The 21947-nt window shown below is 71.8% G+C and carries 20 protein-coding genes; 10 read left to right on the top strand and 10 right to left on the bottom strand.

Annotated elements, in window-relative coordinates; genetic code table 11:
• Positions 1-165: 165 nt before the first annotated feature.
• From AB0I04_RS18635 to AB0I04_RS18645, 3 genes are read left to right on the top strand one after another with little or no spacing between them, the layout of a single operon-like run.
• Positions 166-624, top strand: coding sequence for an IS607 family transposase (locus AB0I04_RS18635; RefSeq protein ID WP_360885885.1), 459 nt, complete (start codon positions 166-168; stop codon positions 622-624).
• Positions 617-2332 (top strand): IS200/IS605 family accessory protein TnpB-related protein, encoded by a 1716-nt coding sequence (locus AB0I04_RS18640; RefSeq protein ID WP_360885887.1) that lies wholly within the window; start codon positions 617-619, stop codon positions 2330-2332. The genes AB0I04_RS18635 and AB0I04_RS18640 overlap by 8 nt, the downstream gene beginning before the upstream one ends.
• The gene (locus tag AB0I04_RS18645) at positions 2329-3027 is read left to right on the top strand and encodes a hypothetical protein (RefSeq protein ID WP_360885889.1); all 699 of its coding nucleotides are present in this window, start codon (positions 2329-2331) and stop codon (positions 3025-3027) included. Before AB0I04_RS18640 ends, AB0I04_RS18645 begins: the two co-directional genes overlap by 4 nt.
• 66 nt (positions 3028-3093) lie before the next feature.
• On the opposite strand, the gene AB0I04_RS18650 is transcribed toward AB0I04_RS18645, so the two are convergent.
• Positions 3094-3519, bottom strand: a complete 426-nt coding sequence (locus AB0I04_RS18650; RefSeq protein ID WP_360885892.1) for an OsmC family protein — start codon at positions 3517-3519, stop codon at positions 3094-3096.
• 106 nt (positions 3520-3625) lie between these two features.
• Here AB0I04_RS18650 and AB0I04_RS18655 point away from each other — a divergent pair, with 106 nt between their 5' ends.
• On the top strand, positions 3626-4726 hold the full coding sequence (locus tag AB0I04_RS18655) for a DUF5925 domain-containing protein (protein ID WP_360885893.1): 1101 nt from the start codon (positions 3626-3628) through the stop codon (positions 4724-4726).
• 109 nt (positions 4727-4835) lie between these two features.
• Positions 4836-5564: a class I SAM-dependent methyltransferase gene (locus AB0I04_RS18660; protein ID WP_360885895.1), complete on the top strand. Its 729-nt coding sequence runs from the start codon at positions 4836-4838 to the stop codon at positions 5562-5564.
• A gap of 27 nt (positions 5565-5591) precedes the next feature.
• Here AB0I04_RS18660 and AB0I04_RS18665 read toward each other — a convergent pair whose 3' ends face one another.
• On the bottom strand, positions 5592-6053 hold the full coding sequence (locus tag AB0I04_RS18665) for a GNAT family N-acetyltransferase (RefSeq protein ID WP_360885897.1): 462 nt from the start codon (positions 6051-6053) through the stop codon (positions 5592-5594).
• 151 nt (positions 6054-6204) lie between these two features.
• Between AB0I04_RS18665 and hrpB the strand changes: the two genes are divergently transcribed.
• On the top strand, positions 6205-8601 hold the full coding sequence (gene hrpB, locus AB0I04_RS18670; RefSeq protein ID WP_360885899.1) for an ATP-dependent helicase HrpB: 2397 nt from the start codon (positions 6205-6207) through the stop codon (positions 8599-8601).
• Positions 8602-8688: 87 nt separating this feature from the next.
• Here hrpB and AB0I04_RS18675 read toward each other — a convergent pair whose 3' ends face one another.
• Entirely contained in the window at positions 8689-9492 is an 804-nt protein-coding gene (locus AB0I04_RS18675) for an SAM-dependent methyltransferase (protein WP_360885901.1), read from the bottom strand.
• A 296-nt stretch (positions 9493-9788) separates the two neighbouring features.
• On the opposite strand from AB0I04_RS18675, the gene AB0I04_RS18680 reads away from it, so the two are divergent.
• From AB0I04_RS18680 to AB0I04_RS18690, 3 genes are all read left to right on the top strand, one after another.
• The gene (locus tag AB0I04_RS18680) at positions 9789-11066 is read left to right on the top strand and encodes an MFS transporter (RefSeq protein WP_360885903.1); all 1278 of its coding nucleotides are present in this window, start codon (positions 9789-9791) and stop codon (positions 11064-11066) included.
• 159 nt (positions 11067-11225) lie between these two features.
• On the top strand, positions 11226-11906 hold the full coding sequence (locus AB0I04_RS18685) for a DUF485 domain-containing protein (protein WP_360886169.1): 681 nt from the start codon (positions 11226-11228) through the stop codon (positions 11904-11906).
• Complete coding sequence (locus AB0I04_RS18690) at positions 11903-13597, top strand: cation acetate symporter (RefSeq protein WP_360885905.1); 1695 nt, start codon at positions 11903-11905, stop codon at positions 13595-13597. Before AB0I04_RS18685 ends, AB0I04_RS18690 begins: the two co-directional genes overlap by 4 nt.
• Positions 13598-13698: 101 nt before the next feature.
• Here AB0I04_RS18690 and AB0I04_RS18695 read toward each other — a convergent pair whose 3' ends face one another.
• The 6 genes from AB0I04_RS18695 to AB0I04_RS18720 form a co-directional block, all read right to left on the bottom strand.
• Entirely contained in the window at positions 13699-14313 is a 615-nt protein-coding gene (locus AB0I04_RS18695; RefSeq protein ID WP_360885907.1) for a response regulator transcription factor, read from the bottom strand.
• The gene (locus AB0I04_RS18700; RefSeq protein WP_360885909.1) at positions 14310-15515 is read right to left on the bottom strand and encodes a sensor histidine kinase; all 1206 of its coding nucleotides are present in this window, start codon (positions 15513-15515) and stop codon (positions 14310-14312) included. Before AB0I04_RS18700 ends, AB0I04_RS18695 begins: the two co-directional genes overlap by 4 nt.
• Before the next feature lie 5 nt (positions 15516-15520).
• Positions 15521-16255: an ABC transporter permease gene (locus AB0I04_RS18705; protein WP_360885911.1), complete on the bottom strand. Its 735-nt coding sequence runs from the start codon at positions 16253-16255 to the stop codon at positions 15521-15523.
• A 27-nt stretch (positions 16256-16282) separates the two neighbouring features.
• A complete protein-coding gene (locus AB0I04_RS18710; RefSeq protein ID WP_360885912.1) occupies positions 16283-17188 on the bottom strand; it encodes an ABC transporter ATP-binding protein in 906 nt (301 codons plus the stop codon).
• Positions 17189-17288: 100 nt separating this feature from the next.
• A complete protein-coding gene (locus AB0I04_RS18715) occupies positions 17289-18518 on the bottom strand; it encodes a multidrug effflux MFS transporter (protein WP_360885914.1) in 1230 nt (409 codons plus the stop codon).
• Between the two features lie 176 nt (positions 18519-18694).
• Positions 18695-19264 (bottom strand): TetR/AcrR family transcriptional regulator, encoded by a 570-nt coding sequence (locus tag AB0I04_RS18720; RefSeq protein ID WP_360885916.1) that lies wholly within the window; start codon positions 19262-19264, stop codon positions 18695-18697.
• Between the two features lie 140 nt (positions 19265-19404).
• Here AB0I04_RS18720 and AB0I04_RS18725 point away from each other — a divergent pair, with 140 nt between their 5' ends.
• Positions 19405-20826: an MFS transporter gene (locus AB0I04_RS18725; protein WP_360885918.1), complete on the top strand. Its 1422-nt coding sequence runs from the start codon at positions 19405-19407 to the stop codon at positions 20824-20826.
• A gap of 100 nt (positions 20827-20926) precedes the next feature.
• Here the strand turns inward: AB0I04_RS18725 and AB0I04_RS18730 are convergent, their stop codons facing one another.
• The gene (locus tag AB0I04_RS18730; RefSeq protein ID WP_360885920.1) at positions 20927-21928 is read right to left on the bottom strand and encodes an NADP-dependent oxidoreductase; all 1002 of its coding nucleotides are present in this window, start codon (positions 21926-21928) and stop codon (positions 20927-20929) included.
• Positions 21929-21947: the final 19 nt, after the last annotated feature.

Below are 21947 nucleotides of genomic sequence, written 5' to 3' on the forward strand. Positions count from 1 at the left end.
GTGCATAAGTGCACGCGGTGTCTCGATGGTCACGCTATGTTGTTGCTGTGATTTTGGGCGGAGTGGGCACGAGCGCAGGGGACCAGTCCCTTCGCCGCTTACCGCTGGTTCCGTCATGGCACGCTTCCGGTCCCGGCGCAGCGGGTCGGGCTGCGCACGATCTGGGTGAAAATCGACGTCGGTGCTGCCCCAGATGCGATGGTTGGTATCTGGCTGTACGCCCGCGTTTCCTCCCATGACCACAAGCCGGACCTCGAATGTCAGGTTGCCGGGCTGTCGCAGTGGGCAGCCAAGAGGGGGCGCCGCATAGCGCGGCTGGAGTGCGAGATCGCCTCGGGCATCAACGGCTCCGGTTCCAGGGGCCGGCCGCTTCCCGCCGACCTGGACGTAACCACGTCCGTGGCGGAACAGAAAGGTCGCCTCGGTGGCATGAACATGGAACTGGCCGAGGCGGCGTTGGTCGCGAAGGGCCGCCGTCTGGTGGCCAGGGACGACGGAGAGGTCGTCGGCGATCTCGCGCGGGACATGGGGCAGACGTCGGTTTGCTTGTGCGTTCGTCGGTATGGCCATCGTTCGGCGCGGGACCCTGCCCGCACGGCGGTGGAGGCGGCCCGGCATGGCTGACCTGCGCGCCATCGAAGTGCCGTTCGTTGCGGTCGGGTCGTCGGGTGTGGCGATCCGTGACCGCCTCAAGGGCCTGACCCCGCAGGATGTGACGGTGCTGCGGCTGGTGGGTGACCACCTCGGTTCGCTCGCCTCCTCCGACCTGAAGGCACGGTGCGCGGCGGGGCTGGATCACGACACCGGCCAATGGGCGGAGCGGAAACGGGCATTAACCGCCGAGTCGTCCTCGCGCTGGGCCGGGTCGATCACCAAGGCCACGCATGACCAGTGGGCGCTGGCACGGCGCAGCCAGCTCGCCTACATCCGCAGCCTTGAGGCCGGGATCGCCACAATCACGCAACGGCTGTCCCTGCCGGTCGGAGAGAAAGGCACGAAGAAAGCACCGGGCGGTTACCAAGGCGCCCAGGAGTGGTTCGAAAAGACCCGGCGCCTGCGCCTGCTTCAGGACCGGCTCGAACAACAGCGGGCCGACCATGAGGCCGGGCGGGTTCGCGTCGTGCGCGGTGGTAAGAGGTTGCTGCGCACCCGGCACAACCTGGATGCCGTCGAGCTCACCGCACCCGAATGGCGTGAAAAGTGGCAGGCCAAGCGCCGGTTCCTGGCCGCTGATGGCGAGTCCGGCAAGCGGTACGGGAACGAGACGATCCGCGTCACCCCCGACGGCCAGGTCGGCATCAAGCTCCCCTCGCCGTTGGCGCACCTGGCCAACGCTGCACACGGCCGGTACGTCCTCACCTCGAAGGTGTCGTTCCCGCACCGGGGTGAGCAATGGCGCGACCGCGTGTGCGCGAACCGGGCTGTGGCCTACCGCATCTGCGAGGACGTCCAGCGCGGACGCTGGTACCTGACGGCCTCCTGGACCATCCCGCCGGTCAAAACCGTTCCCCTGCAAACCGTCCGTGCTGGTGGCCTGATCGGGGTGGACACCAACGCCGACCACCTGGCCGCCTGGAGACTCGACGCCCACGGCAACCCGGTCGGCGAGCCCCGCCGATTCGACTACGACCTGTCCGGCACCACCCAGCACCGCGACGCCCAGATCCGGCATGCCATCATCAGTCTTCTGCACTGGGCTGAACGGCACAGCATTGCCATCGCGATCGAGGACCTGGATTTCGCCGCGGAGACGACCCGCGAGAAACACGGTCGGCGTAAGCGGTTCCGCAACCTGATCTCCGGGATGCCCGTGGCCAAGCTCCGCGCCAGGCTGGTGGCGATGGCGGCTGAACTCGGCATCACCATCGTCGCCGTCGACCCCGGCTACACCTCAAAGTGGGGAGCCCAGCACTGGCGGCGCCCCCTCACCACCCCTCGGCGCCCCGTCACCCGCCATCAGGCGGCGGCCGTGGCGATCGGACGACGCGCCCTGGGACACCCGATCCGGCGACGGACGGCACCGCCCCCTGCTCACCAGAGCGATGAGCAAGGGCATCGGACCGTCCAGGCCGCACCGGATGCCCCAGGACGTGAGGAACCCCGCCCCCGCACCCCCGGACCACGATCACGAGTCGTGCCGCCCGGCTGCGGAGCGAAAGTGGGGAACCAGGACGCCCAACACCGTTCGGAGCGTCCGGCTGAGCACACAACTCATGCCCAGTCTTTAGGAACGGTGTTGTACGGGCGCGACGCGCCAGGTGATCTTGTTGGTGGCGACACCGTAGTCTCGGCTGGGATCGACGTGATCATGGTTTCGGAGAGGCAGAGATGACCACGGACTTCCAGGCTCGCGCCCACTCGCACGTCAACGAACTTCGCGCCACGCCGGACATCGTCATGACCGCCTGCGAGATCGGGTCAGGGCCGCCCCGGGAACTCTCGGCCGACGACGCCGCGCTGATCGGCTCAGCCTGGGGAGACACGGCCGTCGAGGGCGTTCGCGAGTACCTGCTGAGCACCGACCACATCCATGTCGCCTGGCACATGGACGACTACTCCCTCGACGGGGAGTTCTTCCTGAAGGACGTCCGGAACTGCCTGTCCGGCAGGGTAGTGCCGTACGTGGACGTGAGTCTGTCTCCAGAACAACGAGAGCTGATGGCCGACGGGCTGTTGATGCTCGAGGAGGCCCCGGGATCGGGCCGTCTCACAGCGCTGCGTCACCACGCTCCGAGCCAGGGGCTGTGGTTCTACGACACGAACCACCGAAACCTGGTGCCGCTGGAACTCGACTACCGGTCCTACGTGGACACTCTGCTCGTCATGAAGGGGATCCCGGGCTGGCAATACCTCTTCACCGACGTCGACCTCCGCCACGGGAAGTACCACGCCACCGTCCGCCAGTTGGAGAAGACCCTGGAGGGCTTTCCCGATCTCTTCCCCGATCACGACTACAGCCACCTGCGGGAACGCTTCCAGGCCCGCTGCGACCGACCCACCAGAGGACGGGCACGCAGAGCTCGATGAACCGGGTGGCACGGCGGGGCGACGGTGCGGGCGCCGCCCGTCTCGGGGACGCCCACACCGCCGGGGTCAGGCCAGGGACGCGTCGAGCGTGATCTTCGTGCCGGCCAGCGCCTTGCTCACCGGGCAGTTGGCCTTCGCCTGCTGGGCGGCGTTCTCGAAGTCCTCGGCGGAGATGCCCGGGACCGACGCGCGTACGGTCAGGTGGATGCCGGTGATGCCCTCACCCGGCTGGAAGGTCACGTCGGCGCGGGTGTCCACGGTCTCCGGGGGCGTGCCGGCGCCGGCGAGGCCGTGGGACAGCGCCATCGAGAAGCAGGTGCTGTGCGCGGCGGCGATGAGCTCCTCCGGGCTGGTCTTGCCCTCCGGCTTCTCCGCGCGGGACGGCCAGTTGACCTCGAACTCCCCGACCTTCGAGGAGTCCAGCGACACCTTGCCCTGCCCGCCCATGAGCGGGCCTTCCCAGTGGGCGTTCGCGGTACGGACGGTGGCCATGTGATGCTCCTTCTGGACGTGCGCGGGCCCGCCGACGAGCGGCGGTACGCCCGGTTTTGTGCAAATTCACTGGACGCGGGCCATGGGCGCCCCGATGATCGAGGGCATGTCCGAACCCGTCGTCCCGATCATAGGGGCCGAGCCCGAAGCGCCTGTCGACTACCGCCTCGACACGACCGACACGCTCGGCGGCGTCATCGACGTCCTCGCCCTCCAGCCCTTCACGACGGGCCGGCAGCCGTACGCCCGGGTGAAGCGGCTGGACCGGGTCCGCCCCGACGCGCCCCTGCGCCCGCCGGGCGCGCGGGTGCTGCGCGCCGTCCGCGAGGAGAGCCGCGACGCGCTGCTGGCGGCGGGTGACGGCTGGACGCTCCGGGCGGTCCGCTGGCGCGGCGGGTCCGGAACCGTCGAGGTCACGGCCGTCAGCGACGAACTGGCCGCCGCCGTCGTCGAGCAGTCCGTCCGCGACGCCGTCGAGGCGACATCGGAACCGGACCGCGTCGAGATGGGCTTCTGGCACTCCAGCTCCCACGGGGCGCAGCGCCGCAAGCGGTCCATCGCCACGACGCCCTGGGCGGAGATCCGCGACAACTACCCGGCCACCACCGCGACGGCCGTCGACCGGCTCGCGGCCGTACGCGCGGCCGACGTGACCGGCCGGCTCATCCTCCTGCACGGACCACCCGGCACCGGCAAGACCACGGCCCTGCGCGCTCTCGCCCGCGAGTGGTCGAAGTGGTGCCAGTTCGACTGCGTCCTCGACCCGGACGAGTTGTTCGGCAATCCGGCGTACCTCATGGAGGTCGCCGTGGGGGAGGAGGACGAGGACGAGGAGGACCGGCGCTGGCGGCTGCTCGTCCTCGAGGACTGCGACGACCTGATCCGCGCCGAAGGCGGGGCGAGCACCGGACAGGCGCTCTCCCGCCTGCTCAACCTCACCGACGGCCTCGTCGGCCAGGGCCGCGAGGTCCTCGTCGCCATCACCACCAACCGGCCCCTGTCCGGCCTGCACCCCGCCGTCGTACGCCCCGGCCGCTGCCTGGCCCAGATCGAGATGGGCCCGCTGTCCCACGCCGAGGCCGCCGCCTGGCTGGGCACGACGAACGGCGTCCCGGAGAACGCGACGCTCGCGGAGCTGTACGCCATCCGCGACGGCCGCACCGCGGAAACGCCGCCCCCGACGTCCGGCACCGGCTTCTACCTCTGAGCACCGTATTCGCGCGCGGCCGGGGACGCGGCGCAGGCGTGCGCGGGCGTGCGCCGGCGGCGGTCGAAAATCCGTGGCCGGCGGGGACGAGCGTGGATATCGTCGCGGAGTGCCTGACGCGATCTTTGCCGATTCTCGCCTCGCGCCCATCTACGACGCCTTCGACGGAGACCGCGACGACCTAACGGCCTACCTCGACATCGCGGACGAGTTCGGCGCGGACCGCGTGCTCGATATCGGCTGTGGCACCGGATGCCTGGCGGTCCTCCTCGCGGACAGCGGCCGTACGGTGACGGGCGTCGACCCGGCGGAGGCATCGCTCGGCGTCGCGAGGTCGAAGGATCCGACCGGAAGAATCACCTGGGTGCACGGCGATGCCACGACGGTCCCGGCGCGCGGCGCCGATCTCGCGGTGATGACGGGCAACGTGGCGCAGGTCTTTCTCACCGACGCCGACTGGACACGAACGCTCCAGGGCGTCCACGCTGCACTTCGCCCCGGGGGTCACCTCGTCTTCGAGACGAGACGCCCTGAATATCGGGCGTGGGAACAGTGGGCGACCGACAATGCGCCGGTCACCCTCGATTTTCCGGGAGTCGGCCCCGTGGAGCAGCGTTTCGAGGTCACCGAGGTGAGCCTTCCGCTGGTCTCCTTCCGCTACACCTACACGTTCCTGGCGGACGGCACGGTCGTCACCTCGGACTCGACCCTCCGGTTCCGTCACCGTGACGAGGTGGAGACGAGCCTGAGCGCGAACGGCTATCGCGTGCTGGACGTCCGAGAAGCCCCTGATCGCCCAGGCCGCGAGTTCGTGTTCATCGCCGAGCACGCGACCTGAACCCGCCCCCGCCGTACGGAGGGGTCGTCATCGCTGCTCATGATCGACTGACCCGGTGAACGACTTGTACAGGTGCACGTCCGCGTTCCCGCCGGGAATGCCCAGTGTCCGGCCGGTCTCGACATAGCCATGGCGCTGGTAGAAGCCGGGGGCTTGGAAAGTGAAGGAGGAGACCGCCATGCGATCACAACCGCGTCGCCGGGCCTCCGTCTCGGCGGCGAGCAGGATCTTGCTGCCCCAGCCGTCCTTGCGGCTGTCCTCGCGCACCCACAGCAACTCGATGCCGCACAGACCGCCCCACGTCCAGGCGGCCAACCCACCGACCAGTTCCCCCGCTTCATCGGTGACCTTGACCGAGAACGCGTCGTGGTCGTCCGCACCTGTCGCGGCCGTATTGAAGGCGATCAGTTCGGCGGTCAGTCGTCCGCTGAGCTCGGCGTCGCGTTCACCGACGCTCAGCACCGGGTCGGAGTAGTGCTCAGTCGTCACGGCACGGAGTATCCCAGCCGGCTTCGCCCTCCAGCAGGCGATTTATTTGCCCGCCGGGGCACCGGCAGGGTCACACTGAGAATCATGATCTGCGGTGCCGGGAGTGGCGCCCCCGTCCTCGGGCACCGGCGGGAGCGGCCAGACTGGTGGGGTGCGTTCGTCCGACCTGCCCGTGTCCGCCGCGATTCCCGCGTTGCGTGATGCGCTCGACTCTGCCGGGACCGCCGTGTTGGCCGCGCCGCCGGGGACCGGGAAGACCACGCTCGTGCCGCTCGCCCTCGCCGAGACCGGGCGGCGGGTGATCGTGGCCGAGCCGCGGCGGCTCGCGGCGCGCGCTGCCGCGCGCCGGATGGCGTGGATGCTCGGCGAGCCCGTCGGCGAACGCGTCGGCTATGCGATCCGCGGCGAGCGGCGGCCGGGCGGCGCGGTCGAGGTCGTCACCACCGGCGTGCTGCTGCGGCGTCTGCAGCACGACCCGGACGTGCGCGCGGACGTCGTCATCCTCGACGAGTGCCACGAGCGTCACCTGGACGCCGACACCGCGTTCGCCTTCCTCCTCGACGTCCGTGCGACGCTGCGCCCCGACCTGGGGCTGGTCGCCGCGTCGGCGACCGCCGACACCGGGCCGTGGGCGGAGCTCATGGGCGGCGCGCCGGTCGTCAGCGCGGACGGCGCGGCATACCCGGTCGAGGTGGTCTGGGCGCCGCCGCCCCGTCCCGTACGCCCGCCGCACGGTCTGGCCGTCGACCCGGCGCTGCTCGACCACGTGGCCTCGACGGTCCGCCGGGCGCTGGGCGAGCGGGACGGCGACGTGTTGTGCTTCCTGCCCGGTGTGGCCGAGATCGACCGGGTCGCGCGCGCTCTCGGTGACCTCCACGTGCTGCGGCTGCACGGCCGTGCGCTCGCGGCCGTGCAGGAGGAGGTGCTGCGCGGGCCGGAGGGTGGGCGACGCGTCGTGCTGGCCACGTCGGTCGCCGAGTCGAGCCTCACCGTGCCGGGCGTGCGTGTCGTCGTGGACGCCGGGCTGTCGCGGGAGCCGCGCACCGATCATGCGCGCGGGCTGGGCGCGCTGACGACCGTACGCGCGTCGCGGGCCGCCGCCGACCAGCGCGCCGGGCGCGCCGGGCGCGAGGCGCCGGGAACGGTGTACCGGTGCTGGACCGAGGCCGAGCACCAGCGGCTCCCCGAGCGTCCCCGGCCGGAGATCGCACTGGCCGACCTGACCGGGTTCGCGCTGGAGGCGGCCTGCTGGGGCGATCCGGACGCCACCGGCCTGGCACTCCTGGACGCCCCACCGCCCGCCGCGATGCGCGCCGCCCGCGAGACCCTGCGGGCGGTCGGCGCCGTCGACGACGGCGGTCGCGCGACCGAACGCGGCCGGAGGATGGCCCGCATCGGCGTCCACCCCCGGCTGGCCCGCGCGCTCCTCGACGGCGCCGAGCGCGTCGGGGCGCGTGCGGCCGATGTCGTGGCGGTGCTGGCCGACCAGCAGCGGACCGACGAGGACCTGGTCCGGCAGTGGCGCGGCCTGCGAGGCGACCCGCGGTGGCGCGACGAGGTACGCCGGCTGCGGCGCGCGATCACGGGCGCTCCGGAGGCCGGGCCGGACGACGAGACGACGGCGGGCGTGGTCGTCGCCCTCGCGTTTCCGGAACGGGTCGCCCGGACCCGCGGCGGCGGATACCTGATGGCGTCCGGCACCGCGGCCGAGCCCCTCAGGGGTTCCGCGCTCGGCGGGGCGGAGTGGCTGGCGATCGCCGTCGCCGACCGGCCCGCGGGCGCTCCGGCCGCGCGGATCCGCCAGGCTGTCCCGATCGACGAGGACGTGGCCCGGGCGGCCGTGGGCGTCACGGCGGAGGACGAGGTCGTCTGGCGGGGCGACGTCGTCGCCCGCCGTGTCGAGCGCCTCGGCGCGATCGAGCTGTCGGCCGTGCCGCTGCCGGACCCCGACCCCGAGCTCGTCCGGGCTGCCCTGCGCGAGGGCCTGCGCCGGGAGGGGCTCGGCCTGCTCACCTGGACCCGTGACGCGGAGGCGCTGCGCGCCCGGCTGGCGTTCTGTCATCGCGTCCTCGGCCCGCCGTGGCCGGCGATGGACGACGATGCGCTGCTCGAGTCCCTCGACCTCGCCGCCGGCGGCGCGCGGCGGCGGGCCGACCTCGAACGCGCGGACGTGGCCGCGCTGCTGCGCGGACTGCTGCCGTGGGAGTGCGCCGCCCGGCTCGACGAGGTCGCCCCCGAGCGGATCGCCGTGCCGAGCGGGTCGCGGATCCGGATCGACTACTCCGGCGAGCAGCCGGTGCTCGCCGCGAAGCTGCAGGAACTGTTCGGATGGACCGAGACGCCGCGCGTCGCGGGCGTTCCCCTCGTGGTGCACCTGCTGTCGCCCGCCGGGCGGCCCGCCGCGGTCACCGCGGACCTGGCGTCGTTCTGGCGTGAGGGCTACCGGAACGTCCGTGCGGAGCTGCGCGGACGCTACCCGCGCCACCCCTGGCCGGAGGACCCGGCCACCGCCGAGCCGACCCGCCGTACGAACGCCCGCCGCCGCTGACCGTATCGCCGACGCCGGCCGGATACGGCCAGGGTCACAGTTTGCGGCCGGCGGCTTGCGGCCGAGACCGGAGGCGCTGGTCGGCGGTCACGGCTTGCGGCCGACGCCTCCATACAGCCAACGGGTGGCCTCCGGGGCCGGGTCCGCGGGGTCGGGATGCCAGGCGTCGATGGTGACCAGGCCGGGATCGACGAGTTCGTACCCGTCGAAGAAGCGCGCGATCTGGGCGCGCTCGCGGAAGTAGATGGGCGTCGGCGTGGTCGCGTACACGCTCTCGATCTGGTCGACCGCGGCGGCCGACTGACCGTCCCGGGTGACGTGGGTGAACGTGATGTGGCTGCCGGACGGCAGGGCGTCGCGCAGCGCGCCCATGACGGACGGCCGCTCCTCCTCGGTGAGGAAGTGCACCATGGCGATCAGGAGGACACCGACCGGCTTGCTGAAGTCGATCAGCTTGGTGGTGTTCGGATGCTGCAGCACCGAGGTGGGCTCGCGCATGTCGGCGGTCGCCACGGTGGTGTTGTCGTCGCGAGCGAGCAGGGCGCGGCCGTGCACCAGCACGATCGGGTCGTTGTCGACGTAGACGACCCGGGCGTCGGGCGCGATCTGCTGGGCCACCTCGTGGGTGTTGCCCGCGGTGGGCAGGCCGGAGCCGATGTCGATGAACTGCCGGATCCCCTGCCGGGCCATGTACCGGACCGCGCGCCGCAGGAAGGCGCGGTTCTCCCGGGCGAGCTGCCGGATCTCCGGCATCGCCTGGGCGATCCGGTCCACGGCGTCCCGGTCCACCTGGTAGTTGTCCTTACCGTCCAGGTAGTAGTCATACATCCGGGCGACGCTCGGTTTGCCGGTGTCGATGCCGAGTGACGACGGGTCGACCTGTTCATCCACGAAGGTGGTCTCCATCCCTGCCTGACCGGTATGGCCTACTAAGCGTAGAGCGAGATTGTTACGTCCGTCGCCAATTCGGCATTCGGGCTGACCGTATCGGCGAGTCGCGGCCGCGTCACCGGACGGCCGCAGGGGACGGACGTCTCGGAGCGGAGCTCGCGCGGTAAAGTGGCCGGCGTGTTCCTCTCCTGTGTCTAGACACCGCCGCTGACCGCGCCTCACCGGCCGCGGTCCTTCGGTGTCCCCTGACGCTCACGGCGCGGGTTTTCGCACGCCGTCATCCCGAGAAACGTCTCGTGTCTTCGTCCACTCCCTCATACGCCGCCGTCCTGCGCGCTCCGCACGCTCGCCGCACCTTCGGTGCCGCGCTGCTGGGCCGGCTCTCGTACGGCATCGTCCCCCTGTCCCTGACCCTCGCGTCGGCCGGCGCGACCGGCTCGTACGCCACGGCGGGCACCGCCGTCGCCGGGTTCGCGCTGGCCGTCTCGGTGCTGTCCCCGGTGCGCGCCCGGCTGATCGACCGGTACGGCCCGCGTCGCGCCCTGCCGCCGATGGCGCTCGCGTACGCGCTGGTGCTGGGCGCCCTGGCCCTCCTCACCGCGCGGCACGGCGTGCCCGCCGCCCCGCTCGTGGTCCTGGCGCTCGCGGCCGGTGCGTTCCCGCCTCCGCTCGGCCCGGTCATGCGCACGCTCTGGAGCGACCTGGTGCCCGACCGGCGGCTGCTACAGCGCGCCTACAGTCTGGACACCGTCGCGGAGGAGCTGCTGTTCGTCACCGGTCCGCTGCTGGCGGGCCTGATCGCCGCGCTCGTCGGCCCGGCCGCGGGCGTGGCCGTCGGCGCGGGGCTGGTCCTCGCCGGAACCTTCGCTCTCGTCTCCTCTCCGGTCGCCCGCTCCCAGACAGGGGCGGCCGGCGAGACGGCGGACCCGGTCGAGAACGGCCCCACGCCCCGCCGGTCGCGTGGAGGCTCCTTCGGCGGGCTCGGACGGCCGGTCGTCCTGTCGGCCGGGATCGGTACGTGCCTGGGCGCGCTGGGCCTGCTCCTGGTCGCGTTCGCCGCGCGCCGTCACGAGGCGCCCGCGGCCGCGTGGGCCGAGGCAGCGCTCTCCGCCGGCAGCGCGGTCGGCGGCCTGGTGTACGGCTCGCGCTCCTGGCGGGTGCCGGGACGAGTACGCCTGCCCGTGCTGACCGCCGCGCTCGCGGCGCCGCTGGCGGTCGCCGGGGCGGCGCCGGGCCTGTACGCGCTGGCGGCGGTGGTCGGCGTCGCGGGGCTGTTCGTCGCCCCGGCGATGACCACGGCGTACCTGCTCGCGGAGGAGTCCGCCGCTCCGGGCGCCCGTACGAGGGCCGGCGCGTGGGTCAACACCGCGTTCAACGCGGGCTCCTCGATCGGCATGGCGGCGGCCGGCCGGTTGATCGGCCGGCTGCCGCTCGCGTGGTGCTTCGCGACCGCGGCGGCCCTGCCCCTGATCCTGGCGCTCGTCGCCCTGGCCCGGCGGGCTCGCGGAGAAGAACCGATCCGTCGGGCTCGCTGCGAGGAGCCGACCCGGCGGGCTCGCCCGGAAGAGGGCTGATCTCGGGCGATCACCCCCTTTCGGCGGTGCTCGCGCGGGATCCCGCGTTTTCCAAGCAGGAATTCCTGCGAAGTGGCGAATGCGAACGGCCTCGGTCTGATCTCATTGCGGAATGGGAGGACCACTCAGGGTCACGCCGAGCAGGGAGAGGGGTGTGTGGTGGTCACCGGGTCACGGCCATCGCCACGTCGCAGAACGGATCCGCGCGATCGCGCCCGATATGTCGCGATAAGGCAAGATGAGAGATTTGCTGTACTAAAAGGGAAATCCAGGAGATTAATCGTTCTGATCGTCTCGATGTTCCTCGGGTGGTATTTCCTGTACGTCGTCGCGGCGGCGTTCGCCCGCGACCTCATGGCGTACCGGCTCGTAGGGAACGTCAACGTCGCCCTCGTGTTCGGCGTGCTCCAGTTCGCCTCGGCGTTCGTGCTCGCCTGGCGCTACACCCGGTACGCCCGGCAGGTCCTCGATCCGCTGGCCGCCCAGATCCTCGCCGACGCGGAGGAACGCGTCGGCGAGGCGGTCCGCCGCCGGACGGGAGCCTCGCCCGCGCCGACGCCCGGGTCCTCGCCGACGGCGCCTCCGGCCGAATCGCCCGCGCGGTTCGCCGATGGCGCGCGGCCCTACCTGGGACCGACGCCCCCGGACGGGATGACGCCCCCGGCTGGATCGCCTGCGCCGTTCGCCCGCGGCGGGCGGCCTTACCTCGGGCCGACGCCCCCGGACGGGACGGCGCCGCCGCCGGATCCGGCCGCGCCGCCCGGGGCGGCCTCCCCGCCCCGGCCCGTGCCCTGGCCCGAGACGGCCGGCCGGCCGTGGACGGGAGGCGCGCCGCGATGATCCTCGCCAGTGCGGGCTCCCTCACGGGAGGCGGCCGGACCATCACGTTCGCCCTGTTCATCGGGCTGGTGTGCATCACCCTCGCCATCACGGTCTGGGCGCGGATGCACACCGACGGGGCCGTTGACTTCTACGCCGGCGGGCGCGTCTTCTCCGGCCCGCAGAACGGCCTGGCGCTCGCGGGCGACTACATGTCCGCGGCGTCGTTCCTCGGGATCGCCGGCATCATCTCGCTGTCCGGCTATGACGGTTTCCTGTACTCCATCGGGTTCCTGGTGGCCTGGCTGCCGGCCCTGCTGATCGTCGAGTTGATGCGCAACACAGGCCGCTTCACCATGGCGGACGTCCTGTCCCAGCGGGTGCGCCGGCAGTCCTCCGTGCGGATCGCCGCGTCGGTGTCCACCGTCACGGTCTCGGTGTTCTACCTCCTCGCGCAGATGGTCGGGGCCGGGGCGCTCATCGCCCTGCTGCTCGGGGTGAAGCCGGGGTCGACCTTCCTCGGCATGTCCGCCGGCACCTCCGAGGTCATGACGATCGTCGTCGTCGGCGCGCTGATGATCTGCTACGTGATGTTCGGGGGGATGAAGGGCACCACCTGGGTCCAGATCGTCAAGGCCGCGCTGCTGATGTTCGGCGCGACCCTGATGACGTTCCTGGTCCTCGGCCGCTTCGGCTTCGACCTCAGCCGCCTGCTCGGCGCGGCGGCCCGGTCCAGCGGCAAGGGGCACGCCTTCCTCGAACCCGGCCTGAAGTACGGCAAGGAGGTCGCGGGGCATTCCTCCCAGACGCTGTTCAACAAGCTCGACTTCGTGAGCCTGGCCCTCGCCCTCGTCCTGGGCACCGCCGGCCTCCCGCACATCGTCACCCGCTTCTACACGGTGCCGGACGGGCGCGCCGCGCGCACCTCGGTGAACTGGGCGATCGGCCTGGTCGGGGTGTTCTACCTGATGACGATCGCGCTGGGGTTCGGCGCGACCGCCCTGGTCGGACGCGCGCAGATCCTCGCGCACGACCCGGCGGGCAACACGGCGGCGCCGCTGCTCGCCCGCGAACTCGGCCGGGACGTCGCGGGGCGCATCGGCGGGGACATCATGCTGGCGTTCGTCGCCTCGGTGGCGTTCGCGACGATCCTGGCCGTGGTCGCGGGCCTGGTCATGGCCTCGGCCACGTCGCTCGCCCACGACTACTTCGGCAACGTGCTGATGCTGGGGCGGCCTCGCGAGCAGCAGGAGGTGGCCGTGGCGCGGTTCGCGGCCTTCCTCATCGGCTCGATCGCCATCCTGCTGGCCGTCTTCGCCAAGAACCTCAACGTCGCGTTCCTGGTGGCGCTCGCCTTCGCCATGGCCGCCTCGGCGAACCTCCCCGCGATCGTGTTCGCCCTGTTCTGGCGGCGGTTCAACGCCACCGGGATGGTCGCCGGAATCTACGGCGGGCTGGTCAGCGCGATCGTGCTCGTGATCTTCTCTCCGGTGGTGTCGGGGAAGGTCGACCCGGTGACCGGGCAGAGCCTGTCGCTGTTCCCCAAGGGCACCGATTTCCACTGGTTCCCGCTGGAGAATCCGGGTCTGGTGTCGATCCCGGTCGGGTTCCTGTGCGCCGTCGCGGGGACGTTCCTCAGCCGGGAGAAGACCGACCCGGAGGGCTTCGCGGCGCTGTCCGTGCGTTCCCTGACCGGAGCCGGCGCACACTGAGCGAATCCCGTACGGCGGCGGGCGACCGCCGCCAGGTCCGCGTACGGCGACGGGGTGACCGCCGTCGGCCCCGCGTACGCCGGTCGCCGCCGTCGGCCCCGTCAGGGGAGCAGGCCGCGTTTGTAGGCCTCGCCGACGGCGGCGGCCCGGTCGCGAACGCCGAGCTTGTCGTAGATGTGCAGCAGGTGCGTCTTGACGGTCGCCTCGCTGACGAACAGCCGCCGCGCCACCTCCCGGTTGGTGGTGCCGTCGGCGACGAGGGCGAGCACCTCGCGCTCCCGCTTGCTGAGCGCGCCGGGGGAGGGGGCGCGGACCCGGCCCATCAGGCGGCCCGCCACCGACGGGGACAGCACCGACTCGCCGCGGTACGCCGCGCGGACGGCCCGGACCAGTTCGTCACGCGGCGCGTCCTTCAGGAGGTAGCCGGTGGCGCCCGCCTCGATCGCGGGCAGCACGTCGCTGTCGGTGTCGAAGGTGGTGAGGACGAGGACCCGCACCGCCGGGCGGGTGTCGCGGAGCCGGGAGATCGCCTCCACTCCGCCCATCTCCGGCATGCGCAGGTCCATGAGCACGACGTCCGCGTCGGCGGCCAGCGCGATCGCCTCCGCACCGTTGGACGCCTCGCCGGTCACCTCGAAGTCCGGGTCGCCGGCGAAGACGCCGCGCAGGCCGTCCCGGACGATCGGGTGGTCGTCGACGATCAGCAGACGGATCATGGTTGCGCTCCGGCGGGCAGGGCGGGGACGGTCGCGTTGATCGCGGTGCCCTCGCCGGGACTGCTCTCGATCTCCAGCTTCCCGGCCACTCGGAGCAGCCGCTGCCGCATCGAGGTCAGCCCGAAGCCTCCGTCGTTCACGGCCGGGTCGAAGCCGGCCCCGTCGTCGCGGACGTCCAGCAGCACCACGTCGTCCAGGTAGGTCAGGGTGAGCCCGACCCGGGAGGCGCCGGCGTGCTTGGCGACGTTCGTCAGCGCCTCCTGGGCGACGCGGAACAGCGCGACCTCCACCTCGGGGATCATCGGCTTGGGTTCGCCGGTCGTCTCGACGCCGACGGGGACCCCGGAGGTGCGGGACCAGCGTTCGCTCATCCCGGTGATGGCCTCCGGCAGCCGTGCCTCGTCCAGGTGTGGCGGCTGCAGCGCCTCCACCGATCGGCGCGCCTCCGTGAGGTTCTCGCGGGCCAGGGACTGCGCCTGGTCGGCGTACCGCCGCCACTCGGCGGGGTTCTGCCGCGCGGCCTCCAGTTGGGCGATGATCCCGGTGAAGCCCTGCGCCAGGGTGTCGTGGATCTCGCGGGCCATGCGCTGGCGTTCGTCGTGCACGCCCGCCTCGCGTGCCTGGGCCAGCAGTTGGGCGTGCAGCCCGGCGTTCTCCTCGAGCGCCGCCTCCCGCCGGGTGTTCGCCTCGGCCAGCTGGTCGATGGTCGCCCGCCGTTTCATCTCGAGGGCCAGGAACCCCACGGCGACGGCACCCGTGGCCGCGACGAAGATCAGGTAGATCGGGGCCGTGGACGCGTTGAGGTTGTCGAAGCCGCCGACGTAGGTGACGGAGAGGACCGTCGCCGTCGCCACCATGCCGACCAGCTTCCAGCGGCCCCGCAGGTAGGCCACCTGCGGATAGCCCGTCCAGGCGAAGAGGCCGAACAGCGGACTGCGCAGGATCATCACGGCGAACAGCACGATCAGCCCGGCGTAGTAGACGCCGCTCAGCCACGGTCCCGGCGTGGACGCGCCGGGCAGAGCGACGATCAGCATCCAGGCCGCGGCCGTCACCGTCAGGCCCAGCGTCGTCCAGACCTGAGTCGGCGTCTTCGCGTCGCCGATCAGGACGAGGATCGTGGAGACGACGAGTGCCCCGTACGGTACGACCCTGAGCAGGATCGCGTCTCGTCGTTCGAGGCCGTCGGGGCGCACTCCCATCGTCTCTACTCCCACCGGAAGAGCTTGGCGGCCGCGAGCCCGGCGGCGACCGCGTACGCGGCCATTATGGCGAACTGGGCGAGGCGCGGTTCGGCGCCCATCCAGGCGTCCCGCATCGTCTTCAGCGTCGCGCCGAGCGGGGTGTAGTCGCCGACGGCGCGTAGAGCGGAGGGCATCTGCTCACGTGGGATGTACACCCCTCCCAGGAAGAGGCTCGGGAAGAAGAGCACCATGCCGATCGCGTTGCCGGCCTTGGCGCTCGGCGCGACGGCGGCGACGACGAGCCCGATCCCGAACAGGGCGCCCATGCCGAGGACGACCGCGGCGAGGAACGCGGGGAACCGCTCGGGAACGTGCGTGCCGAAGAGCACGCGGGCGGCGACGATCATCAGGACGACGGTGGCGATCGCCACGGCGACGTAGAGGAGGAGCTGGGCGGCCAGCAGGTACCCGGGGCGGACCGGGGTCGTGGCCATGCGCCGCAGCACGCCCTTCTCCCGGTACGAGGCGAGCGTGGCGGGCAGGATGGACAGGCCGAGGATCGTCAGCGCGATCCCGACACCCAGCGCGGCCATGTACTCCGCGGTGGTCTGGCCGCCCAGGCTGTGCTGGGCCTTGTTCGCGCCCGGCATGTACCCGAACCCGAGCAGCAGCGCGAGCGGCAGCACCAGGACCAGCGCCGGCAGGATGATCTCGCGGGTGAAGAGCTTCAGCTCCATGGACGTGAGCTTGGCGAGCATTGGTGCGTCTCCTCGATGCGAAGGGTGTCAGTTGATGGGGCGGCCGGTCAGGGCGACGAACGCGTCGTCCAGGCTGCTCTGCTCGACCCGCAGGTCGACGGCGATGATCTGGTTGCGGGCCAGGACCGAGGTGACCGCCTGCAGGAGGCCGTCGGTGCCGGTCACGACGAGCTGCCCGCCCGTCTTGGTCACGGTGAGCACCTCGGGCAGGTCCTTGAGCAGCCGGTCGTCGAAGGGCACGGAGGGCCGGAACCGCACGCGCTGCTCGGGTGAGACCTGCGAGACCAGCCCGGCGGGCGTGTCGACGGCGACCACCCGGCCGGCGTCGATGACGGCGAGGCGGTCGCAGAGGTGCTCGGCCTCCTCCATGAAGTGGGTGACGAGCACGATCGTGACGCCCCGGTCCCGTACGCCCTCGATCAGCTGCCAGGTGTCGCGCCGCGCCTGCGGGTCCAGGCCGGTGGTGAGCTCGTCCAGGATCGCGACCTTCGGGTCGCCGACGAGGGCGAGGGCGATCGACACCCGCTGCTTCTGTCCCCCCGAGAGGCGGCGGAAGCGCGTCTCACGCTGGTCGGCGAGCCCGAGCTCCTCGATCAGCCGGTCGGTGTCGGCGGGCCGGGGGTAGAACGAGGCGTACAGCTCGAGGGCCTCGCGGACCTTCATCCGGTCCGGCAGTTCGCTCGCCTGGAGCTGGACGCCGAGCCGCTTGGTGAGCTCGGCGCGGTCGCGGCGGGGGTCCAGCCCGAGCACCGACACGGTGCCCCGGTCGGGGGCGCGCAGCCCCGCCACGCACTCGACGCTGGTGGTCTTGCCCGCGCCGTTCGGGCCCAGGATGCCGAAGATCTCCCCTTCGTCGACCGCGAAGGACACGTCCTCGACCGCGACCTTCGCTCCGTACCGCTTGTGCAGATTCCTGACGTCGATGACCGGCATGGCCTCTTCCTCGATTCGCGTGGTGACGGGTTCGAGGATGGCTCGCGGTGGTGTGCGCGCGGATCGACCGGTCGGGTACGGCCGCGGTGGATCCCGGGCATCAACCGATCGGTCGATGTCCCCGGGTGAGCGTCGCGAAGGCGAGTGACGCCGCCACGGTCAGGGCGGCGATGACCAGGCCCATCGGCACGGCGGTGTGTGAGCCGGCGACCCCGACGAGCGGTGCGGCGGCCCCGCCGATCACGAACTGCGCCAGGCCGAGCAGCGCGGAGGCGCTCCCGGCGACGGCGGGCGGACGGCCGGTGAGGGCGAGCGCGGTGGCGTTGGGCATGATCAGCCCGATCGCGGCCACGACCAGGAACAGCGCGGGCAGCACTCCCGGCAGTCCGAGGCCGGCCCCTATCGCCACCGGCAGCGCCACGCCGCCGGCCAGGGAGATCAACAGGCCGGCGGCAAGAAGCACCCGCAGGCGGACGCGCGCGACGAGCCACCCGCTGACCTGGCCGGCGCCCACGATGCCCAGGGCGTTCACCGCGAAGATCAGGCTGTACGCCTGCGGCGACAGGCCGTAGATGTCCTGGACCACGAACGGCGAGCCGGAGATGTAGGCGAACATCGCCGCGAACGCCAGCCCACCCGCCAGGGCATAGCCGACGAAGACGCGATCCGCGCACAGCCCCGCGAACGTCCGGAGGGTGGATCCGAGTCCGCCGGGCCCCCGCCCGGACCGTGGCAGGGTCTCGCGCAGCCCCGCGTACGCGGCGACGGTCATCAGCGCGCCGATGACCGCGATGAGCACGAACACCCCGCGCCACGAAGTGACGCGCAGCAGCTGGCCGCCGATGACGGGCGCCGCGATCGGAGCGACGCCGTTCACCAGCATGAGCAGGGCGAAGAACCGCGCCGCGGCCCGCCCGTCGTACAGGTCGCGGACGACGGCCCGGGCGATGACGATGCCGGCCGCTCCCGCCGCGCCCTGGACCAGGCGCAGGGCGATCAGCGCCGGCACCGTGGGCGCGACGGCGCACAGCAGGGAGGCGACCGTGTACAGGGCGACGCCGACGAGGAGGGGTCGGCGCCGTCCCCACGTGTCGCTGATCGGCCCGGCGAGCAGCTGTCCGACCGCCAGGCCGACGAGGCAGGCCGTCAGGGTGAGCTGGACGAGCGACGCGCCGGCCGACAGGTCGTGGGTGAGCTTCGGCAGGGCCGGGAGGTACATGTCGATCGACAGGGGCCCGATCGCGGTGAGCGCCCCGAGGATGAAGATCAGCCGGACCCGTCCGGCGCGGGTCGGCGCCGCCTCGATGGTCTCGCTCGCCGTGGCGACCATGTCACCCCTTCTCGTGCCGGCGCCGCGGTCGGCGCGCATCCGTTGGGGGAAACCGGCCCACGGCCAGGGAGAATTCCCGCTAACAGGGCGAAACGGTGCGGAACGCGCATCGGGCCGGACTCGCGAGGTCGGCCGAGTCCGTTCTCGGGGCTCGCGAGGTCAGCCGAACAACCGCGTCAGGAGCGCGGGCGTAGGCCGTCGAGCATGAAGGACAGCAGGAGCTCGGTGTCCTCCGGAGCCCGCTCGCTCGCCACCGACAGCGCGTGGGCGAGCCGGAGCAGGTCGCACGCCCGGAGATCGGGATGGGCGGTGCCGGCCTCTTGTGCGCGGGCGAGGATGGTCGCGGCGGCCGTCTCGATCTGGTCGTGGCACTGGACGAAGGTGTTCGAGTGGAGGTCGATGACGGCCTTGAGGATCTGGGTGAGCCCGCGTTTGGTGCGGGAGTACTCCGTGATGGTCAGCATCCAGGCCGCCAGGCCTTCGTCCGCGGAGGCGGTCGCGGCCAGCTCGTGCGCCTTGTCCGCGAGCTGCTGCATCTCCTCGCGGTAGACGGCCTCCTGCAGGGCCAGGCGGGTGGGGAAGTGGCGGTAGAGCGTGCCGATCCCGACGCCGGCGCGGCGGGCGATCTCCTCCAGTGAAGCGTCGGCGCCGTACTCGAGGAACGCGCTCTTGGCCTCGGTGAGGAGCCGCTCGTAGTTGCGGCGCGCGTCGGCCCGCATCGGACGCTGCCCGGCGGTCGTCGGCATCGCACCTCCAGAAAACACGGTTGCTAATCGGAGGATACCTCCGTATTGTTTTCGGAGGCACCCTCCGGTTAGCCGGCCACTCCCCGACAGCCACTTCGGGGGACGGCCGCAACCCTTCCTGCACGAGGAGTCTACGACTCATGTCCCAGCAGACCGTACAGATGGGCGACCCGCCGCTCGACGCAGAGCGGCGGCGACGACACACGCGTCACCCGGGACTGTCGCTCGCCGTCATCGTCGCGTGCCAGCTCATGGTGGTGCTCGACGCGAGCGTCATGTTCGTCGCCCTCCCCAAGATTCAGCACAGCCTGCACTTCTCCGCGACCGGCCTGTCGTGGGTGACCAACGCCTACTCCCTGGCGTTCGGCGGCCTTCTCCTACTCGGCGGCCGGACCGGCGACATCGTCGGGCGGCGGCGGACGTTCATCGTCGGCATCGCCGTGTTCACGCTCGCCTCGCTGGCCGGCGGATTCTCCGGCTCCGCCGCCTGGCTGCTCACCGCCCGCGCCGTCCAGGGGGTCGGCGCCGCCCTCGCCGCGCCGAGCGCACTAGCCCTCATCGCCACCAACTTCGAGGAGGGGCCGGAGCGCAACCGGGCGCTCGGGGTCTTCTCGGCCACCTCGTCGGCCGGGGCCTCGATCGGCCTCGTCCTCGGCGGCATGCTCACCGACTGGGCGTCGTGGCGCTGGGTCCTGTTCATCAACGTCCCGGTCGGAGCCGTCGTCCTGTTCCTCGCGCCAAGGCTGCTGCGGGAGACCGAACGGCACCGCGGCCGCCTGGACATCGCCGGCGCGGTCGCGGTCGTGACCGGCATGGTCGCGCTGGTGTACGGGTTCATCCGCGCGGCCGACGCGGGCTGGAGCGACGGAGGCACCCTGGCGGCGTTCGCCGGCGGCGTCCTGCTCCTGGCCGCCTTCATCATCGTGGAGACGCGGGTCGAACGGCCCGTCGTGCCGCTGCGGCTGTTCGCCGACCGGGCGCGGTCCGGCTCCTACCTCAACATGCTGCTGCTCGCGGCGGCGATGTTCGGGATGTTCTTCTTCATCGTCCAGTTCCTGCAGAACGTCCTGGGGTTCAGCCCGCTCAAGGCCGGTGTGGCGTTCCTTCCGATGTCGGGACTGCTGTTCGTGATGGCGCGCGTCTCGCCGCGGCTGATCCCGCGCGTCGGGCCGCGGCGGCTCATGCTGATCGGCCTGCCGCTCATCGCGGTCGGCATGCTATGGCTCACCCGCCTGTCCGCGCACAGCGGGTACGCCTCGGGCGTGCTCGGGCCGATGATGCTGTTCGGGCTGGGCGCCGGCCTGGTGTTCCTGCCCATCACCGTCACCATCCTTTCCGGGGTGCGGCGGGAGGACTCCGGCGCCGCCTCCGGCACGCTGCAGACTATGCAGCAGGTCGGCGGCGCGCTCGGGATGGCGGTGCTCGTCTCGGTGTACGGGACGGCGCTCCGGCACGGCGGCCTGACCCACGGGGTGAGCGTCGCGTTCACCGTCGGCACGATCTTCGTGCTGGTCGCCTTGGCGGTCACCGCGGCATTCGTCCGGCAGCGCGCGGCCGCCTGATCGCGCCGCGCGTCGTTGACGACGCCGCCGGGTCCGGGCGACCGGACCCGGCGGCGTCGCGCGCCTGGAACCGGACGATCGGACCGGCGGCTTCGAGCGCCTACAACCGGACGACCATCTTGCCGGTGTTCTGTCCGCGCAGCATGGCCAGGAACGCGTCGACGGCGTGGTCGACGCCGTCGAACACCGTCTCCTCGAACTGGATCTTCCCGTCGGCGAGCCAGCCGCCGACCTCACGGACGAAGTCGCCGAACATCGAGTAGTGGTCGGTGACGATGAAGCCGCGCAGCGTGAGGCGCTTGCCGATCATGAGAGGCAGGTTCCGCGGCCCGGGCTGCGGCTCTTTGACGTTGTACATCGAGATCGCGCCGCAGATCGCGGCCCGGCCGTAGTTGTTGAGCGCCCCGATCGCCGCCTCGAGGTGCTCGCCGCCGACGTTGTCGAAGTACACGTCGATGCCGTCGGGGGCCGCCGCGGCGAGCAGCTTGTGCACCGGACCGGACTTGTAGTTGAAAGCCGTGTCGAAGCCGAGCCGGTCGGTCAGGTACGCGACCTTCTCGTCCGAGCCGGCGCTGCCGATGACGCGGGAGGCTCCGCGCTGGCGGGCGATCTGGCCGACGAGCGAGCCGACGGCCCCGGCCGCTCCGGAGACGAAGACGGCGTCGCCCTCCTTCATGCCGGCGACGTCGAGCAGCCCCGCGTACGCCGTCAGCCCCGGCATGCCGAGCACACCGAGGAAGGCCGACGCCGGAACGCCGTCGACCGGCGTCACCTTGCGGAACTCCTTCGCGGGGGCCACCGCGTGCTCCCGCCAGCCGAGCTCGTGCAGGACGACGTCGCCCGGCTTCAGGTCGGACGAGCGGGACTCCACCACCTCGCCGATCGCGCCGCCGGTCATGACCTCGTTCAGGCCGAACGGGGGGACGTAGGACTTCACGTCGTTCATCCGCCCGCGCATGTACGGGTCGACGGACATGAAGAGGTTGCGGACGAGCGCCTCGCCGTCACCGGGAGGGGGCAGCTCGGTCTCGACGAGCGCGAAGTCGGTCGGCTCCGGCCAGCCCTGCGGGCGCGATACGAGGTGCACCTCACGCGTCTTCATGGCGGTATGTCTCCTCTGT

The sequence above is a fragment of the Actinoallomurus sp. NPDC050550 genome (genome assembly GCF_040655075.1).
Classification (GTDB): domain Bacteria; phylum Actinomycetota; class Actinomycetes; order Streptosporangiales; family Streptosporangiaceae; genus Actinoallomurus.

Excerpts from the sequence above, each read along its gene's own strand:
- AB0I04_RS18640 (WP_360885887.1), top strand. The coding sequence starts at position 617 with ATGGCTGACCTGCGCGCCATCGAAGTGCCGTTCGTTGCGGTCGGGTCG.
- AB0I04_RS18645 (WP_360885889.1), top strand. The coding sequence starts at position 2,329 with ATGACCACGGACTTCCAGGCTCGCGCCCACTCGCACGTCAACGAACTT.
- AB0I04_RS18650 (WP_360885892.1), bottom strand. The coding sequence starts at position 3,519 with ATGGCCACCGTCCGTACCGCGAACGCCCACTGGGAAGGCCCGCTCATG.
- AB0I04_RS18655 (WP_360885893.1), top strand. The coding sequence starts at position 3,626 with ATGTCCGAACCCGTCGTCCCGATCATAGGGGCCGAGCCCGAAGCGCCT.
- AB0I04_RS18690 (WP_360885905.1), top strand. The coding sequence starts at position 11,903 with ATGATCCTCGCCAGTGCGGGCTCCCTCACGGGAGGCGGCCGGACCATC.
- AB0I04_RS18695 (WP_360885907.1), bottom strand. The coding sequence starts at position 14,313 with ATGATCCGTCTGCTGATCGTCGACGACCACCCGATCGTCCGGGACGGC.
- AB0I04_RS18700 (WP_360885909.1), bottom strand. The coding sequence starts at position 15,515 with ATGGGAGTGCGCCCCGACGGCCTCGAACGACGAGACGCGATCCTGCTC.
- AB0I04_RS18705 (WP_360885911.1), bottom strand. The coding sequence starts at position 16,255 with ATGCTCGCCAAGCTCACGTCCATGGAGCTGAAGCTCTTCACCCGCGAG.
- AB0I04_RS18710 (WP_360885912.1), bottom strand. The coding sequence starts at position 17,188 with ATGCCGGTCATCGACGTCAGGAATCTGCACAAGCGGTACGGAGCGAAG.
- AB0I04_RS18715 (WP_360885914.1), bottom strand. The coding sequence starts at position 18,518 with ATGGTCGCCACGGCGAGCGAGACCATCGAGGCGGCGCCGACCCGCGCC.
- AB0I04_RS18720 (WP_360885916.1), bottom strand. The coding sequence starts at position 19,264 with ATGCCGACGACCGCCGGGCAGCGTCCGATGCGGGCCGACGCGCGCCGC.
- AB0I04_RS18725 (WP_360885918.1), top strand. The coding sequence starts at position 19,405 with ATGTCCCAGCAGACCGTACAGATGGGCGACCCGCCGCTCGACGCAGAG.
- AB0I04_RS18730 (WP_360885920.1), bottom strand. The coding sequence starts at position 21,928 with ATGAAGACGCGTGAGGTGCACCTCGTATCGCGCCCGCAGGGCTGGCCG.